Origin of the sequence: Legionella saoudiensis (assembly GCF_001465875.1) — a bacterium.
Lineage (GTDB): Bacteria > Pseudomonadota > Gammaproteobacteria > Legionellales > Legionellaceae > Legionella > Legionella saoudiensis.
This window is the reverse complement of the sequence record NZ_LN901321.1, coordinates 290,407-306,666: the sequence shown is the minus strand read 5'-3', so window position 1 is coordinate 306,666 and position 16,260 is coordinate 290,407. Positions and strand designations below refer to the sequence as shown.

The following is a 16,260-nucleotide window of genomic DNA, read 5'->3' as shown; positions in this document are numbered from 1 at the left end:
AAATCTAAGGAACAAATTTGATGAATACTTCTTCCATTGTCTCCAGAGTCTGGAGCTTCTGTACTACTTTGCGTGATGACGGTGTAGGTTACGGTGATTATCTTGAGCAGCTCACTTATCTGATCTTCCTGAAGATGGCGGATGAGTATTCTAAGCCTCCCTACAACCGTAAGGTGGGCATCCCTGAAAAATATAACTGGCAAACACTCACCTCGAAGAAAGGCGCAGAACTTGAGGTGCTTTATGTTGAGTTGTTGCGCGAACTTGGCAAGCAGAAGGGTATGTTGGGGCAGATTTTTACGAAAGCCCAAAACAAAATTCAGGATCCAGCCAAGTTATATCGCTTGATAGACATGATCGACAGCACTCAGTGGATCATGATGGGTGCGGATGTTAAAGGCGATATTTACGAAGGATTATTAGAAAAGAATGCGGAAGATACCAAATCTGGGGCAGGCCAATATTTCACCCCAAGAGCATTGATTCGCGCAATGGTAGAATGCGTTCGGCCTGAACCGGGTAAAACAATTGCAGATCCAGCTTGTGGCACAGGTGGATTCTTTCTTGCGGCCTATGATTTTTTGACAAACCCGGAAAACTATTCACTCGACAAAGAGCAAAAACATTTTCTGAAGCACAGTACGTTTTATGGCAATGAAATTGTCGCAAACACTCGTCGTTTGTGTTTGATGAATATGTTTTTGCATAACATTGGCGAAATTGATGGTGATAGTCTGATTTCCCCGAATGATGCATTAGTAGCAGCAAGTCCTGTCAGCGTCGATTATGTATTGGCAAATCCACCCTTTGGTAAGAAAAGCTCTATGAGTTTTACCAATGAAGAGGGAGAACAGGAGACTGACGATCTGACCTATAACCGCCAAGATTTCTGGGCAACCACCTCAAACAAGCAGCTTAACTTTGTACAGCATATTCGTAGTATGCTTAAAACCACTGGCAAGGCAGCAGTTGTGGTACCAGATAACGTCTTATTTGAAGGTGGTGCTGGTGAGACTATCCGCAAAAAGCTGCTTGCAAATACCACTTTGCACACCATCCTGCGTTTACCAACAGGTATTTTTTATGCCAACGGGGTTAAAGCAAACGTTCTATTTTTTGACAACCAACCTGCTAGCCCAAGTGTTTGGACCAAAGAAGTCTGGTTCTATGATTACCGTACTAATATCCACCATACCCTCAAGAAAAAGACAATGCGTTTTGAGGATTTGACTGATTTCATAGCGTGTTACAACCCAAAGAATCCAAGTGACCGCAAAGAAACTTGGCATCCTGAAAAAAACCCAGAGGGGCGCTGGCGCAAGTACAGCTATGAAGAACTAATTGCGCGCGACAAAACAAGCCTTGATATTTTCTGGTTGAAAGACAAAAGTTTAACTGATCTGGATAACCTACCTGAACCAGATGATCTCGCTGAGGAAATCATTGAAAATCTGGAGGCGGGACTCAATAGCTTCAGGGAGGTACTTATCGGACTTGCTACAAAATAATAGGTAATAGACCATAGAGCTCCCAAGATCTTATCGAACTATCGTTTACAAGCATTCGAAGTTTGGATATAGCAGAGATACTATTTTGGGAACGACTGTTTACGAATAACTTTTAAAAATTACCATTGCAAAAAAAATTAAAAGATAACAATTAGTCTTCTAAAGGCTTCTGGAGTCAAATTATGCAACTAGTTATTAGGGAGTTAACATGAATATTGAGAACCAGCAGATAACAAGATGGTTGTCAAAGTGCCCTAGGTGGCTGCAAGTTGCTGCTAAACGCATAATTGAGTTTACTGAAATTAATGAATCAACTATTAACGAACTTGTTAGGCTATGTCGATTAGAAACTAGCAATGAATTCCCTAACATTGATTACAGCATACCAAATGATGCTTTTAATTCACATGACACAGAGGAAATACGGCTATGTTCAATTAGTGAAGTTAGCGGTGTTAACAAACTTGCTCCACAAAAACCTCTGAATTTTGGAAGTAGTAATATAACTGTAGTGTATGGGCATAATGGCTCAGGAAAAACGGGCTACGTTAGACTACTAAAACATATATGTGGTGTTCGGGATTGTATTCGAGGTGAGCTGCATAATAATGTATTCTCATCAGATGATGTGCCTCGAAATGCAAAAATATCTTTTCTAAAAAATCATACACCTATAGAGTATCAATGGTCTGGCCAAGGCATATGTGATGAACTCTGCTCCGTTGATATTTTCGATGCTTCCTTTAGTAGAGTGTTTGTTGGAGAGGAAAATGAAGTTAGCTATGAACCTTTACTTCTATCTTTTTTTAGCCAGCTCATTGATATATGTGAGAAAGTCGGCGAGAAACTTGGTAATGAAGCAGAAAAACTTATCTCCAAAATGCCTAGAATGCCTGATACATTACTTAACACTGTCAGTTCAGAATGGTTAAAAAAACTTAATAATGAGGTTTCCGCTGATAGTATCGAACATTATTGCCTGTTTACAGCTGAAGATGAAAAAGAGTTACAAATTTTACATGAAAGGATTTCCGAAAATTCTCCAGCGGACAAGGCGAAGCAATTGCAGAACAGAAAACTTCATGTAGATAACATTATTAGGGATATTAAAATCTACTCAGAGGAATTATCCGATGAAAAATGTAAACAATTTCTTAATACTAAAAAACAATTCATTCTGAAAAAAGATGCTGCTGATGCTGCCGCTAATGAAGTGTTCAGCGACGCAAAGCTTCAAGGCATAGGCTCTGACACTTGGAAAGAGCTATGGGAAGCTGCACGAAAATACTCAGAAAAAATGGCTTATACTGAGCAAAAATTTCCAGTTATTCAAACAGATTCTGTTTGTGTATTATGTCACCAAGAACTAACTGAAGAGGCCCAAAAGAGGTTTTCTTCATTTGAATCATACATAAGAGGAGAAACACAGAAGCAAGCCGAGCAGGCAAAACAGATACTGGATCAGGCTATAAATAATTTACCCAACATTCAAAGCATAATAGAATTTAAAACAAAATTTGATGCTGCAGGTATAGAGGATCGAAGTCTTATAGACTCATTGGTGAATATAATTAGTTTTCTAAGTGATAGAAAAGCAAATTTATTAATAATCGAATCAGAGTCTGAATTAAATCCCATTCTGTCAGCCCAGACTGCCATAGATTCGCTACAAACAATATCTCAAGGATACAAACAAAGAGCAGATAAGTATTTAGAAGATGCTCAAAAGAATAATGCAGAAGCACTAAATAATGAACTGAATCAAATAAAAGCTAAAAAATGGCTTTCTGAACAAAAAGTTGCAATACAAGAAGAAGTTAGTCGCCTTAAAATTCTTCATGATATTCATGAAGCTAAAAGGAAAACCAACTCGACATCTTTATCTAAGAAAAAAGGTGAACTTTCTGAAATGCTTATCACTGCATCTTTTGTTGATCGTTTTAATAGCGAGCTCAAAGTATTGGGAGCCTCGAAACTTGAGGTCGAATTAATAAAATCGCGAGTTTCAAAAGGTAAAGTCTTACACACTCTCAAATTAAGAGGTGCAGATCACAATCTGCAGGATGTGCTTAGTGAAGGTGAAAACCGGGTCGTCTCTATTGCCGCATTCCTAGCAGATGTATGTGGAAAAAATTATCCATCTCCTTTTGTATTTGATGATCCTATTTCATCCCTAGATCAAGATTATGAAGAAGCAGTTGTTCAACGACTCTGCTCTCTCGCTACAGAAAGACAAGTAATTATCTTCACTCATCGACTATCTCTTTTAGGTATGATTCAAGATTATGCAAAAAAAGCAAATATTGAGCCTGAAATCTTATGCATCCGAGAAGAATCATGGGGTACTGGTGAACCTGGTGATACTCCTCTCTTTGCAAAAAAACCAGATAAAGCATTAAATCATCTTATAAATGATCGTCTCTCTAAAGCAAAAGGGCTTTTAAAAGAATATGGAAGAGAAGCATATGATCCATACGTAAAATCGCTATGCAGTGATTTTAGAATCCTCTTGGAAAGGATGATTGAATGTGAGCTTATGTCAGGTGTTGTCGAGCGCTATCGACGTGCAGTTAACACTATGGGGAAAATTTCCAATCTAGCAAAAATTTCGTTGGAAGATTGTAAATATTTTGATGAACTAATGACAAAATATTCAAGATATGAACACTCGCAACCTATTGAAGCTCCTATTAGGTTACCAGAACCCGGTGAACTAGAAAAAGACTTTAAAGAATTACAACAATGGCTAACTGAATTTAAGAATCGAGCTCCAAAGCCGTCAACTCAGGAGAGTTAATGAAAATTTCCTTTATCCATACAGCCGACTGGCAAATCGGAAAGCAATTCTCCAACATCAAAGGAGATATTGCAGCTTTCCTTCGCGAGTCAAGATTCGATGTCATTAAAACGCTTGCCAATCTTGCAAATCAACATAAAGCAGATGCTATTCTGGTTGCTGGCGATGTGTTTGACGCCAACGAAATCAGTGATACAACCATCAGAAAAACACTCAATGCCATGCAAGAATATAAAGGACCATGGATATTATTACCAGGGAACCATGATCCTGCTTTAGCACAAAGTGTTTGGACTCGAATAAAAGATTTACCAGAAAAGACAGAAAACATAATATTGGCTTTAGATCCAAAACCAATTTTGATTGCAAATGATAAGCTTCATATATTGCCTGCACCTTTAAAATTGCGTCATGAATATAGAGACTTAACTGAATGGTATGATGAATATCATGCCCCCTCCTCTGCTTTCAAAGTCGGATTAGCTCATGGTTCCATTGAGGGCTTTCTACCTGAATCTGCTGAATTACATAATATGATTTCTTTCCAACGAACAGAAACAGCAGCTTTAGATTATCTTGCACTAGGTGACTGGCATGGCCAACTTAAAGTCTCAACAAAAGCATGGTACGCAGGAACTCCGGAACAAGATCGCTTCCATGATAACGAACCAGGTAAAGCTTTATTGGTAACGCTGGACAAAAAAGAAACTGTACCGAAGGTTGAATCATTAGAGACAGGAAAATACCAATGGCATCGAACCAACTTTAGCTTATTTGAGAAAAATGACTTAGATGCATTAGAAAATCATTTCAAAAAGCTTAACCGTACTGAAAATCAAGTTATTTCACTCAGCCTTGATGGCAATTTATCACTAGAAAATCGACAACAATTGGAGCAATTACTTGATGGTTGGAAAGCTAAATTTGCTATGCTAGAAGCGAATGATCAAAATCTGAAATTAAGTCCTTCGGAAGAGGACTTACAGGATTTTCACTCTATTGGCTTCTTAAGCAATACATTGGAGAAACTGTTGGCTATCAGAGACAATAATTCACACGAACAGAATCCCTATGCCGAACGAGCTATACAAATGTTATGGCAAGAATTGCAATCAAATAAAAAGGCAAATTAAATTATGTTGCTAACTTCAATTTCCATTCAAAATTTCCAGCAATATGACAAGCCTTTTGAACTAAAAGGACTTTCTGCAGGTATAAATGTAATTTATGGCAACAATGAAGCTGGAAAATCAACCCTTTTACGAGCATTGCGAGCCATATTATTTGATAGATTTAATGGTAAAGGTGCAGAAGATTTCGTTGGATATAATGGAGGTTGTCCTGAAGTAAAAATTCAATTTGATCTTGGTGGAAATAGTTACAATCTTGAAAAAATATTCTCTAAGAAAAAAGAAGGTCGTGCCATACTAACTAATGAACACGGCATAAAATGGACAGGAACAGAAGCCGAAATACATCTGGCTGAATTATTAAAATTCGATACGATTGAAAGAGGGCTTACCAAGTCCGAGCAACAAGGAATTTATGGAGTATTATGGGTTGAACAAGGCAGTGCATGGCAACAATTCTCCGTATCAAATAACCTTAAAGCTAGCCAGGCAATTCAAAGCGTACTCAATCATGAGTTAACAGATATGCTGAGCCAAGGGAAAGGTGAAAGCCTACTGAAAAAATTTAGTGATGAGCTTAATGAATATCAAACAGAAAAAACCGGCAAGCCCAAAGGAGTATTTAAAGAAAAACTTGATAGTAAAGAGGCTGCTAAACAAAAATTAGAAAATTTACAAGATGAGTTAAGTAATTACCAAAAAAGAGTCGATCAACTATCCGAATATCAACGTGACTTAGCTACCCTTGTTGATCATCAAGTTGAAGAAAAAGATAAAGAACAACTTGAAACAGCTCAAAAACATCTTAGACATGCTGAGGAAATTAATGAGCAACATAAAAAAACTAAGACAGATGTAGAATTGATTGAGCTAAAACATGAAAGTGCCCAAAAAGCTCTGAAAGATCGTTTAGATTTAATTGAGAATCTACAAATAGAAACAGCAAACGAAAAATCAGCTCAGACAAAAATACAAGAATTAGAAACTGAAGTTGAACAATTTGAAAGAAACTTTAAAATTGCCACAGAGAGTTTATCAAAAGCAAAAGATTGCCATGAGCGAAGTCAGTTGACCCTAAAAAAAGCAAGGTCTTATCAAAAATTAACTGAAGTTCAAAAAAATATTAAACATATTGAAGAACAGCTCAATAAAGCGCAAACCCTAAATGATGAAATCAAACAGAAACAACATAGCTTATCGGAGATCTTAATAGGCTCTTCAACTTTAGCTGATCTAAGAAAGCTCAAGGAACAAGTTAACTCATTACAAGCAAAATTTGATGCTGTGGCTACTCGAATTAAATATTCGATTAATGAAGACTCAGTAAAATTGAATGATGATATTATTACTGGTGAGGGAGAAGTATTCATATCTGATAAGTCAATAATAACCTTTGGGAGTAACAAAATTTGTATTATCCCGGGAGGAGAAGAATTAAGTGCGGTCCAAACGAAATTAGATGATGCTAAAAAACTACTTATTAATCAATTTGAACAACATCATATAGTTTCCTTATCTGAAGCAGAGGAACTGTTCGACAAGAAAAAAACTCTTTCAACCGAGATAGACTCATTACAAGCACAAGTTCAACTTATTTCACCCAACGGTATTGAATCATTGAAGCAACAATTAAAAGATCATCAAACAGAAGAAAATACATTAATTAAGCAACTGGGTGATTCTGATCAGATTTCAATAGATGAGGCTGAAGCTCTTGAAAATTCTGCCTCTAAAGAACTTACTAAGTGTAGTGATAATGAACGTCAAGTTCATGACCAGCTAGTAAAAAAACAGGAAGCACTTAAACACGCTAAAATAGCCCTATCATCAACAAAAGAAAATTTGGTTCTACTAATAAAAAAAATAGAAAAAACAAGAAATGATAATACTGATGAACAGCTGAAAAACATAGAGAAAAAGATAGCACATGAAAAACAAATGCTCAGAGAAAAGCTGAGTGAGCTTGAGAATACTTTGCTATCGCTTGATTATGTAGGAGCTGCATCAGAAGTAGAGAGGCGTCAACAAGTTTTAGATAACACTAAAAAAAGAATGGCTGATTTAAAGCAAACGATAAGAGATTTAACCATCGAACTTCAAACCAGTGGTCACCGAGGGCTGGCAGAAGAAAAAGAGCAAGCTGAACAGGAGCTAAAAGAATTATGCAATGAAGTCCAACGTCTGGAAATGCACGTTGGCTCTTTAAACTTATTGTGTCAACTGATTAGAGAAAACATTCAATCTGCAAAGGAGCTGCTGGTTAAACCCTTAACTGAAGCAATGACACCCTATCTGAAAATTTTATTCCCTAACTCTGAACCTATTATCGATGAAGAGTTTTGTCTTCAACATATTTTAAGAGATGGTATTCGAGAGCCATTCGAAAATTTAAGTATTGGTACTCGAGAACAACTCGCAATTTTATTACGATTGGCATATGCCGATTTATTGGCCGAAAAAGGGGCTTCTGTTCCAGTAATTCTCGATGATGCCCTGGTTAATTCCGATGATATCAGGCGCGAGAAAATGAAACAAATTCTGCACCGTGCATCTAAAAAACATCAAATTATACTTTTAACATGTCATGGCAATGACTATCGGGATTGCGGTGGCAAATTCCTAAGTATTTAACTTTTTAATCCCCTAACCAAACTAATACCACATCCAATAATCTGGGCTTTCATTTCACTGAAACCAACACGAATGTCAGCCCAATCTTCGTTAAGTGCAATTAATTCAAACTGCTGGGCCTCTTTAGAGGCCGATAATTGCTTATACTTGCGAATAATCACTTCCTGCTCTCCTTCAATCAAAGCCACTACAAAATCGCCAGGTTTAGGGCTTGTCTCGGGATCTACGATGAGAATATCATTAATCCGAAACTCCGGCATCATGCTTTCATCCTTAATTTGTAGTGCAAAAGCATTCTTTCCAATGCTATCACTGACAGCAGTACTGACCGGGATAAACTCAACTTTAGTATCAACATCCTCTTTAATTTTCTGGATCAAAGCAGCTGGATCAATTGCTTGTTTGTAATCCAAGACAGGAATCAATGCACCCATGCCAAGGGATTTCGTCATCTTCCCTTCACGATTATCAGTTAAACACATCAAATATGAAGCAGATACTTCCAGCACGTCGGCCAATAACTTTATCTCAGTTGGGCCAGGTGTACGGTCCCCTCGTTCATAATTATTAATACGAGAGATTTTCAATTCACCTGTCAATTCAGCCAATGCCTTTCTCGTCAATCCTTTGGCCTTTCGTTCACTCATGATTCTTTGACCGATTTTCTCTTTGATGTTCATATCCATTCCACGGTATTTGGCAAATAAATTAATTCATTTACCCATTGACTATTACTCATTATGTGTTATTTTGAGATCCATTAATTACTCGTTTCGAGTAATTATGCTCATTAAGAGCCATTTTTAGCCTTTTATTCTCAAAATGGTATCACATGTTTCATTGGTCGCTAAGACTTTAAGTTAAGGAATAACGGATTATTTATGTACTTTACAGTGAATGATCAGGAATTGGATGCGCTCTGTGGGCTTTCATATATACAGCAAATTACCTACTTAAGAGGAATTCGACCTTACATGGATCGCAACACACTCATAGTAGGAATTAAGCGACGAATTAGTTACCAATCGCTAGCTGAAGTGCTTTATATTGAACCCCATCAAGGCATTACAGAATCAGGGAGTCCTAGTCGTCAGCAAATTCGCCGAGCCATTAAAGGGCTTGAGCGATCAGGGCTTATTGCTATTCAGTCTTTCGATAAACATCTTATTTTAAAATGCCTTTTAGCGGATATCCGTTATTGTGTCCAAAATAAACCCGACACAAACCCGACACAGCAAGTAGAGACAAAGCCGCACACAAAACCTCTTGTTTATACAGGAGATTCTGAAGATACAGAGGTAAAAGCCGACATAGATAAAATCATAAAAGCCGACACACCTCTATTAATAGAAAATAATTATATTTATTTATTACAACGTTTCGACCACTTCTGGCATATGTACCCCGAGAAAAAGTCACGTGAGCGTGCCTTTGAAATGTTTAAACAACTCAATCCAGATGAGCCTTTGCTACAAAGCATGTTGCAATCTCTTGATAAACAAATCAAAGCCCGTACACAAAAAGAAGCGCATGGCGAATGGGTTCCAGCATGGAAGTTTCCAGCCAACTGGTTATCTCAAAGATGTTGGGAAGATGAAGTCAAAATTGAATTAACGAAGGAGAAAAGGAATGAGAAGTGCGGCCCAAATACTAAGGACAGAGCCATTGATCCATTTTGGAATCCAGAAACAGGAGACGCAGCGATCACCAGTGAAGACGAATACCAGCAATCAAATGTCGTCAACCTGCAATGCTACCGAAAGTAGAAAAAAGTGTATTGAGAAACTTTTTACGCGCTTCGCGGTCTTCTACGGACATCTATGGCGCAGTCAGTTTAAAAGTGATGGTTTTTTGGAGTTTGCCAAGAAGGAGTGGCTTGAAGCTTTAAGTCAATTCAGTGATGAGATTTTGAATCAGGTCATTATTGATTGTCGCGATCATTGCGAAATGCCTCCTACCCTGCCGCAAATGATTGGCTTTTGTCGTGATATCAAAAAACGAAGTGCTTTTTATGTCACATCAGAAAAATATCAACCAGCCAGCAAAGAAGTGGTTGAAGAGAATATCAGGCAGTGCAAAGCCTTTTTATTTAAATAGCAGAAGGAAAAACAATATGTTGGTTTTAACAAGAAAAGTAGGGGAATCCGTTGTTATCAGTGAAGAAATTTACTGCACTGTTGTGGGTTATCGTGATGGTGAAGTTCGCCTTGGGTTTGATGCCCCTCAATCGATTCCGATTCACCGTGATGAAATTCAAAGACGCATTTATCGGGAACGTCAGAAAGATCAATGGTTCAATGAATCTCCTCCCAATAAGGATAGCATTGTTGACCGCTTAATTAGCAAATTCAAACACGAGTTGAAGTCTGCTTAAAAAGCATCAAGTAATTGAGGATTATACCGTATGAAAGCACAAGAAGAACAAGCGATAACGGTTAAAGACCGAGCCCGTGAAAAGCTAAGACGTGACTTGGGCGGCATGATTGAACAAGCTCTAAGGGATCCTAAAACCGTTGAAATCATGCTCAATGCGGATGGAAAGCTTTGGCAGGAGCGGCTTGGTGAAAACATGCGATTTATAGGAAATATCAATGCAGCGCGTGCCGAATCCATCATCAAAACTGTTGCCGGTTTTCATGGAAAAGAAGTAACCAGCATGAAGCCTTTGTTGGAGGGAGAACTGCCTCTTGATGGCTCACGTTTTGCCGGACAACTGCCGCCGGTTGTTTCGAGTCCAACCTTTGCCATCCGCAAAAAAGCTTTATCGGTTTTTACACTCAATGACTATGTTCAATCGGGAATTATGACCGAAGCACAATGCGAGGTTATTGAAAAAGCCGTTTCTTCACACCGAAACATTTTAGTCATTGGTGGCACCGGTTCTGGCAAAACCACATTGGTGAACGCCATTATAAATGAAATGGTTATTCATGCGCCTGAAGAACGTATTTTTATCATTGAAGATACAGGGGAAATCCAGTGTGCAGCAAAAAATTGTGTTCAATACCATACCACGCTTGATGTCAGTATGACCCAGCTTTTAAAAACCACACTGAGGATGAGGCCTGATCGAATCATTGTGGGGGAAGTTCGCGGAAGTGAAGCGCTTGATTTGTTGGATGCATGGAACACGGGACATGAGGGAGGAACAGCTACTTTGCATGCGAATAACTGTATTGCAGGGCTTCATCGATTGAAATCACTCATTACTAGAAATCCAGCCGCGCCTTCCGAGATCGAACCTTTAATTGGAGAGGCTGTCCATTGTGTTGTGCACATCTCAAGAACTCCGCAGGGGCGACAAATTCAAGAAATTATTAATGTCCATGGTTATGAAAACGGTCAATACAACATCGAAAAACTTATTTAAGGAGAAAATAAATGAATCAAACAACTCTGTTTAATCAAAAAAACTACTGGATAATGGGATTAATCGTTTTACTTTTGTTGTTAATCACCCATCCAGCCGCTGCTTCCTCTGCAGGTGGAGGACTTCCCTTCGACTCATGGCTGACTAAAATTCAAAAATCCATTACAGGCCCTTTTGCCTTTAGTGCTGCCATCATCGGATTGGTTGCAGCAGGTGCGACACTTATTTTTGGCGGTGAATTAAATGGATTTATGCGATCTCTTGTCTTTTTTGTATTGGTGCTCTCATTTCTGGTAGCAGCTCAAAATACCATGACGGCAATTACTGGCAAAGGCGCTGAAATTTCTAAACCATCTGTTGGGATCGTTGCAACGGAGTCCCGGCTATGAGTCTTCGTTCAATCCCAATACGACGCTGCGGAAACCGTCCCAGTTTGTTTATGGGCGGAGACCGTGAACTGGTCATGTTCTCAGGGCTCTTATCAGCAATTCTAATCTTTGCAGCTCAAGACTGGCTGGCGGCTTTTGCAGGTATAGCCATATGGTTTCTATCCTTGAAAGGGCTTCGTTTAATGGCCAAATCCGATCCTTATATGAGAGCCATATATTTAAGGCAAAGACGTTACCAAGCTTATTATTCGGCCCGTTCAACTCCTTTCAAAATTAATAAAAGAGGTTATCAATGATTGCATTAATCACCTTTCTAATCAGCACGACAGGATTATTACTTTTGAGCCTCCTATTTTGGGAAATTCGCCAGAAGAGCCGTAAATACCATTTAAAAAATCATCGCCATAATTCAGGAGGTACTGCTGATTTACTCAATTATGCCTCAGTTGTTGATGATGGCGTGATTGTCGGTAAAAACGGCTCCTTTATGGCAGCCTGGCTATACCAGGGTGAAGACAATACCAATACAACGGATGAGGCTCGTGAGATGGTCTCGTTTCGAATCAATCAGGCAATGTCTACTATGGGCAATGGCTGGATGGTTCATGTAGACGCTATAAGACGAGCGGCTCCAGGTTATAGCGAGCGTGCTTATTCTCACTTCCCAGATCCGATTTCCTATGCGATTGATGAGGAAAGAAGGATACTCTTTGAAAGCATGGAAACCCTATATGAAGGGTATTTTGTGATTACCTTGACCTGGTATCCGCCAGTGATTGCCCAAAAGCGTTTTGTGGAATTGATGTTTGATGACGAAGGACTGAATTTAAGTCAAAAGGCAAAGACGCATCAACTGATTGAAGAATTCAAACAAGCCTGCAAAACCTTTGAATCACGACTAAGTTCAGCCCTTAACCTCGAACGACTGAACGCTGAACAACATCGTGATGAATATAATAATACCCTGCTTCAGGATAACTTCTTAAGGCATCTTCAGTATTGTGTCACAGGACTTAACCATCCGGTCAATCTTCCTAAAAACCCGATTTACCTTGATGGGTTAATTGGTGGTCAGGAATTAACACCGGGTATTACACCCAAAATTGGCCGGAAATTCATTCAGTGTGTTGCGATTGAAGGGTTTCCAATGGAGTCCTACCCAGGGATTCTAACCGCCCTAACTCAATTGCCAGTTGAATATCGTTGGAGTTCTCGTTTTATCTTTATGGATGCTCATGAAGCGGTGGCGCATTTCACCAAATACCGTAAAAAGTGGAAACAAAAAGTCAGGGGATTTTTCGACCAGGTTTTTAACACCAATTCAGGTGTGATTGATGAAGACGCGCTCAATATGGTGAATGACGCACAATCAGCCATTGCTGAAACCAATTCAGGAATGGTGGGTCAAGGCTATTACACCTCGGTTGTCATTTTGATGAACGAAGACCGTGAGTTAGTTGAAAAAGCAGCACTTTTGATTGAAAAGAACATCAATGCCTTGGGATTTACGGCAAGAACAGAATCCATTAATACCATGGATGCCTTTATGGGCAGTCTTCCAGGACATGGTGTTGAAAATATAAGACGGCCTTTAATCAACACCATGAATTTGGCTGATTTGATACCGACCTCCAGCATTTGGACCGGCGAAAACAAATCCCCTTGCCCACTGTTTCCACCATTATCCCCTCCATTAATGCATTGTGTCACTACGGGGAACACACCCTTTCGCCTGAATCTTCATGTAAGAGACTTAGGTCATGGCATTATGTTTGGTCCTACACGCTCAGGGAAATCAACTCACTTAGGATTAATTGCACTATCCTGGCGTCGCTACAAAGATGCACGCATTTATTCATTTGATAAGGGAATGTCCATGTATCCCACGTGTAAGGCCAGCGGTGGAGAACATTACACCATTGCTGATAAAAACTCCGTTCTTTCATTTGCGCCCTTACAGTTTTTATCGACCAAAGCAGATAGAGCCTGGGCAATGGAATGGATTGATACGATTCTTGCCTTAAATGGGTTAAATACTACTCCTGCCCAACGTAATGAAATCGGTCATGCCATTATGAGCATGCATCAGAGTGGTTCTAAAACATTATCTGAATTGGTTATGACCATTCAAGATGAACCCATTCGTGAAACCCTGAAGCAATACACCATCGATGGATTGATGGGGCATTTACTGGATGCCGAAACCGATGGTTTAGGACTGTCCTCATTTATGACCTTTGAGATTGAGCATCTTATGGGGCTGGGTGAGAAATTTGCTTTGCCCGTATTGCTGTATCTGTTTCGGCGAATTGAAACATCACTGGATGGCAGGCCAACCCTGATAGTACTCGACGAAGCATGGCTGATGTTGGCACACCCGGTATTTAAAAACAAAATTGCTGAATGGCTTGATTCGATGGCCAAGAAAAATTGTGTGGTATTCATGGCAACGCAACATTTATCGCATGCCGCGAATTCTGGAATTTTAGACATTATAGTTGAATCAACCGCCACAAAAATCTTTTTACCTAATCTGTATGCTCGTGATCCTGAAACACGCCTAATCTATGAACGCATGGGGTTAAACCCACGCCAGATTGACATCATTGCATCAGCTCAACCCAAGCGTGATTACTATTATGTCAGTGAAAAAGGACAACGTCTTTACCAATTGGCTTTAGGTCCAATGGCGTTAGCATTTGTGGGTGCCACAGATCCTGACTCCATCGAGCGAATGAAACAGCTTGAGCAAAAATATGGCGCTGAGTGGGTCTCTTATTGGCTTTTAGAAAAAGGAATCACAATGAATCAATTTGGAGTAGCAGCATGAACCAATTAAAACAAAAGCTAAGTCTTAAAAAGAAAAAAAACGACTTAACTGATAATCCTTACCTCAATGCCCAAAGAGCTTGGAATTTCCATACTGCAGGTCTTATGAAATCATTGCAAATATGGCAATTAGTCAGTTTGGGTAGTCTTTTAATCACTTTGGCTGCTATTGGCGGACTAATAACAATTGGAAGTCAGTCCAAATTTATCCCCTTGGTGTTTCAGCAGGATGCCAGCGGCAATACACTTTCAGTCACTCGTGCAGACCATGTCGGTGATGCAAGTATCGATGATTACCGGGCAGCTGCAGCCCATTTTATTGAAAACATCAGAATGGTCAGTGTTGATGTCGCACTGCAGAAAAAGGCTGTATTTCAAGTTTATTCCTATTTGAACCAGAACGATGCGGCCTTGACCAAAGTTCAGGAATTTTACAGTGACAAACAACACTCAAATCCATTTGACCGAGCAGCACATGAAATCGTCAGCATTGAAATACGCTCTGTCCTGCAAGAGTCTGAGGACACCTGGCAGGTTGATTGGGTCGAGACAGTAAGAAATCGTGACGGAACGCTTAAAGAAAAGCCCGCCCAGATGAAAGCACTTGTAACAATGTATCAGGATAATGAGCTCAATGATGTATCCAATGAATCGATTTTAAAGAACCCTCATCTGATTTATGTCCGCGATTTCAATTGGTCTTATGACTTAAAGAATGGAGAAAATGTATGAAAAAAATAATTTTTACCCTCAGTTTATTACTTCCTTTGACAAGCTTTGCTGTGGACAACACTGAGCTGGCTAATTTCTATTTTTCTAAAAGCATCCCGCAACTCACGAATCAAGAAAAGCAGGCTTTAAGCATTGCAGAAGAATGGCAAAAAGGGGATAAAACCAGCAAACCATTTCACTCTTCCGATGGCGCAATTAGTTTTGTTTATGGTTCAGGTCAAATCAGGGTGGTATGCGCACCATTACAGGTTTGCGACATTGCGTTGCAGTCTGGTGAGCAGCTTAACGATATGAATGTCGGCGATCCACGTTTTCTCGTTGAGCCTTCGATTACGGGTTCAGGCATGGATCAACAAATCCACCTGTTAATCAAACCAAAAGATGTTGGGCTAGATACTTCTCTAGTCGTTACTACAGACCGAAGAACCTATCATTTTAGGTTGAAGTCCGATCAAAACGATTTTATGCCCTATGTCTCTTTTACTTATCCAGATGATGCAAAAGCAAAATGGCGTTTGATTCAGCACATGCAAGCGGAGCGCCGAAAAGCCAATACATTCACCGAAACCAACGAATATTTAGGCGACCTTCATTTCAATTACAGGATACAAGGCAATTCCCGATTGAAACCGGTTCGGGTTTATAACAATGGTGTGAAAACCATTATTGAAATGCCTAGAAGCATGTCTGAAAGCGAAGCCCCTGCACTACTGGTCTTAAGAAATGGTGGTTTGTTTAAAAAACCAGAATCGGTGATGGTCAATTATCGCCTGCAGGGCTGCCGATATATTGTTGATAGTGTGTTCGACAAGGCAATACTGATTATCGGAAGTGGCTCTTCTCAAGAAAAAATTACCATTACGAGGTGCTAGAG

General features: G+C 39.4%; 14 protein-coding genes. 13 read left to right on the top strand and 1 reads right to left on the bottom strand.

Annotation, left to right across the window (positions count from 1 at the left end; all coding sequences use genetic code 11):
• Positions 1 to 20 precede the first annotated feature (20 nt).
• The 4 genes from BN3124_RS03770 (at position 21) to BN3124_RS03755 (ending at position 8,066) form a co-directional block, all read left to right on the top strand.
• Positions 21 to 1,508, top strand: a complete 1,488-nt coding sequence (locus tag BN3124_RS03770; protein WP_058533534.1) for a class I SAM-dependent DNA methyltransferase — start codon at positions 21 to 23, stop codon at positions 1,506 to 1,508.
• A gap of 208 nt (positions 1,509 to 1,716) precedes the next feature.
• Entirely contained in the window at positions 1,717 to 4,305 is a 2,589-nt protein-coding gene (locus tag BN3124_RS03765) for an AAA family ATPase (RefSeq protein ID WP_058533533.1), read from the top strand.
• A complete protein-coding gene (locus BN3124_RS03760) occupies positions 4,305 to 5,438 on the top strand; it encodes a metallophosphoesterase family protein (RefSeq protein ID WP_058533532.1) in 1,134 nt (377 codons plus the stop codon). The genes BN3124_RS03765 and BN3124_RS03760 overlap by 1 nt, the downstream gene beginning before the upstream one ends.
• Positions 5,439 to 5,441: 3 nt before the next feature.
• Complete coding sequence (locus BN3124_RS03755) at positions 5,442 to 8,066, top strand: AAA family ATPase (RefSeq protein WP_058533531.1); 2,625 nt, start codon at positions 5,442 to 5,444, stop codon at positions 8,064 to 8,066.
• Here BN3124_RS03755 and BN3124_RS03750 read toward each other — a convergent pair.
• Positions 8,063 to 8,746, bottom strand: coding sequence for a LexA family protein (locus BN3124_RS03750; RefSeq protein WP_058533530.1), 684 nt, complete (start codon positions 8,744 to 8,746; stop codon positions 8,063 to 8,065). The two genes, BN3124_RS03755 and BN3124_RS03750, sit on opposite strands and share 4 nt — an antisense overlap.
• A gap of 201 nt (positions 8,747 to 8,947) precedes the next feature.
• Here BN3124_RS03750 and BN3124_RS03745 point away from each other — a divergent pair, with 201 nt between their 5' ends.
• From BN3124_RS03745 to trbG, 9 genes are read left to right on the top strand one after another with little or no spacing between them, the layout of a single operon-like run.
• Positions 8,948 to 9,832: a hypothetical protein gene (locus BN3124_RS03745; protein WP_058533529.1), complete on the top strand. Its 885-nt coding sequence runs from the start codon at positions 8,948 to 8,950 to the stop codon at positions 9,830 to 9,832.
• Positions 9,801 to 10,163, top strand: a complete 363-nt coding sequence (locus BN3124_RS03740) for a hypothetical protein (RefSeq protein ID WP_058533528.1) — start codon at positions 9,801 to 9,803, stop codon at positions 10,161 to 10,163. The genes BN3124_RS03745 and BN3124_RS03740 overlap by 32 nt, the downstream gene beginning before the upstream one ends.
• A 16-nt stretch (positions 10,164 to 10,179) precedes the next feature.
• Positions 10,180 to 10,440 (top strand): carbon storage regulator CsrA, encoded by a 261-nt coding sequence (gene csrA, locus BN3124_RS03735; RefSeq protein ID WP_058533527.1) that lies wholly within the window; start codon positions 10,180 to 10,182, stop codon positions 10,438 to 10,440.
• 30 nt (positions 10,441 to 10,470) lie between these two features.
• A complete protein-coding gene (trbB, locus tag BN3124_RS03730) occupies positions 10,471 to 11,436 on the top strand; it encodes a P-type conjugative transfer ATPase TrbB (RefSeq protein ID WP_058533526.1) in 966 nt (321 codons plus the stop codon).
• A gap of 11 nt (positions 11,437 to 11,447) precedes the next feature.
• A complete protein-coding gene (locus tag BN3124_RS03725; RefSeq protein ID WP_058533525.1) occupies positions 11,448 to 11,825 on the top strand; it encodes a TrbC/VirB2 family protein in 378 nt (125 codons plus the stop codon).
• Positions 11,822 to 12,121 (top strand): conjugal transfer protein TrbD, encoded by a 300-nt coding sequence (locus tag BN3124_RS03720; protein WP_058533524.1) that lies wholly within the window; start codon positions 11,822 to 11,824, stop codon positions 12,119 to 12,121. The genes BN3124_RS03725 and BN3124_RS03720 overlap by 4 nt, the downstream gene beginning before the upstream one ends.
• Positions 12,118 to 14,655 (top strand): VirB4 family type IV secretion/conjugal transfer ATPase, encoded by a 2,538-nt coding sequence (locus tag BN3124_RS03715; protein WP_058533523.1) that lies wholly within the window; start codon positions 12,118 to 12,120, stop codon positions 14,653 to 14,655. Before BN3124_RS03720 ends, BN3124_RS03715 begins: the two co-directional genes overlap by 4 nt.
• On the top strand, positions 14,652 to 15,386 hold the full coding sequence (locus tag BN3124_RS03710) for a conjugal transfer protein TrbF (protein ID WP_058533522.1): 735 nt from the start codon (positions 14,652 to 14,654) through the stop codon (positions 15,384 to 15,386). Before BN3124_RS03715 ends, BN3124_RS03710 begins: the two co-directional genes overlap by 4 nt.
• Positions 15,383 to 16,258 carry a P-type conjugative transfer protein TrbG gene (trbG, locus tag BN3124_RS03705; RefSeq protein WP_058533521.1) on the top strand — a complete coding sequence of 292 codons (876 nt, stop codon included), beginning with the start codon at positions 15,383 to 15,385 and terminating at the stop codon, positions 16,256 to 16,258. Before BN3124_RS03710 ends, trbG begins: the two co-directional genes overlap by 4 nt.
• Positions 16,259 to 16,260: the final 2 nt, after the last annotated feature.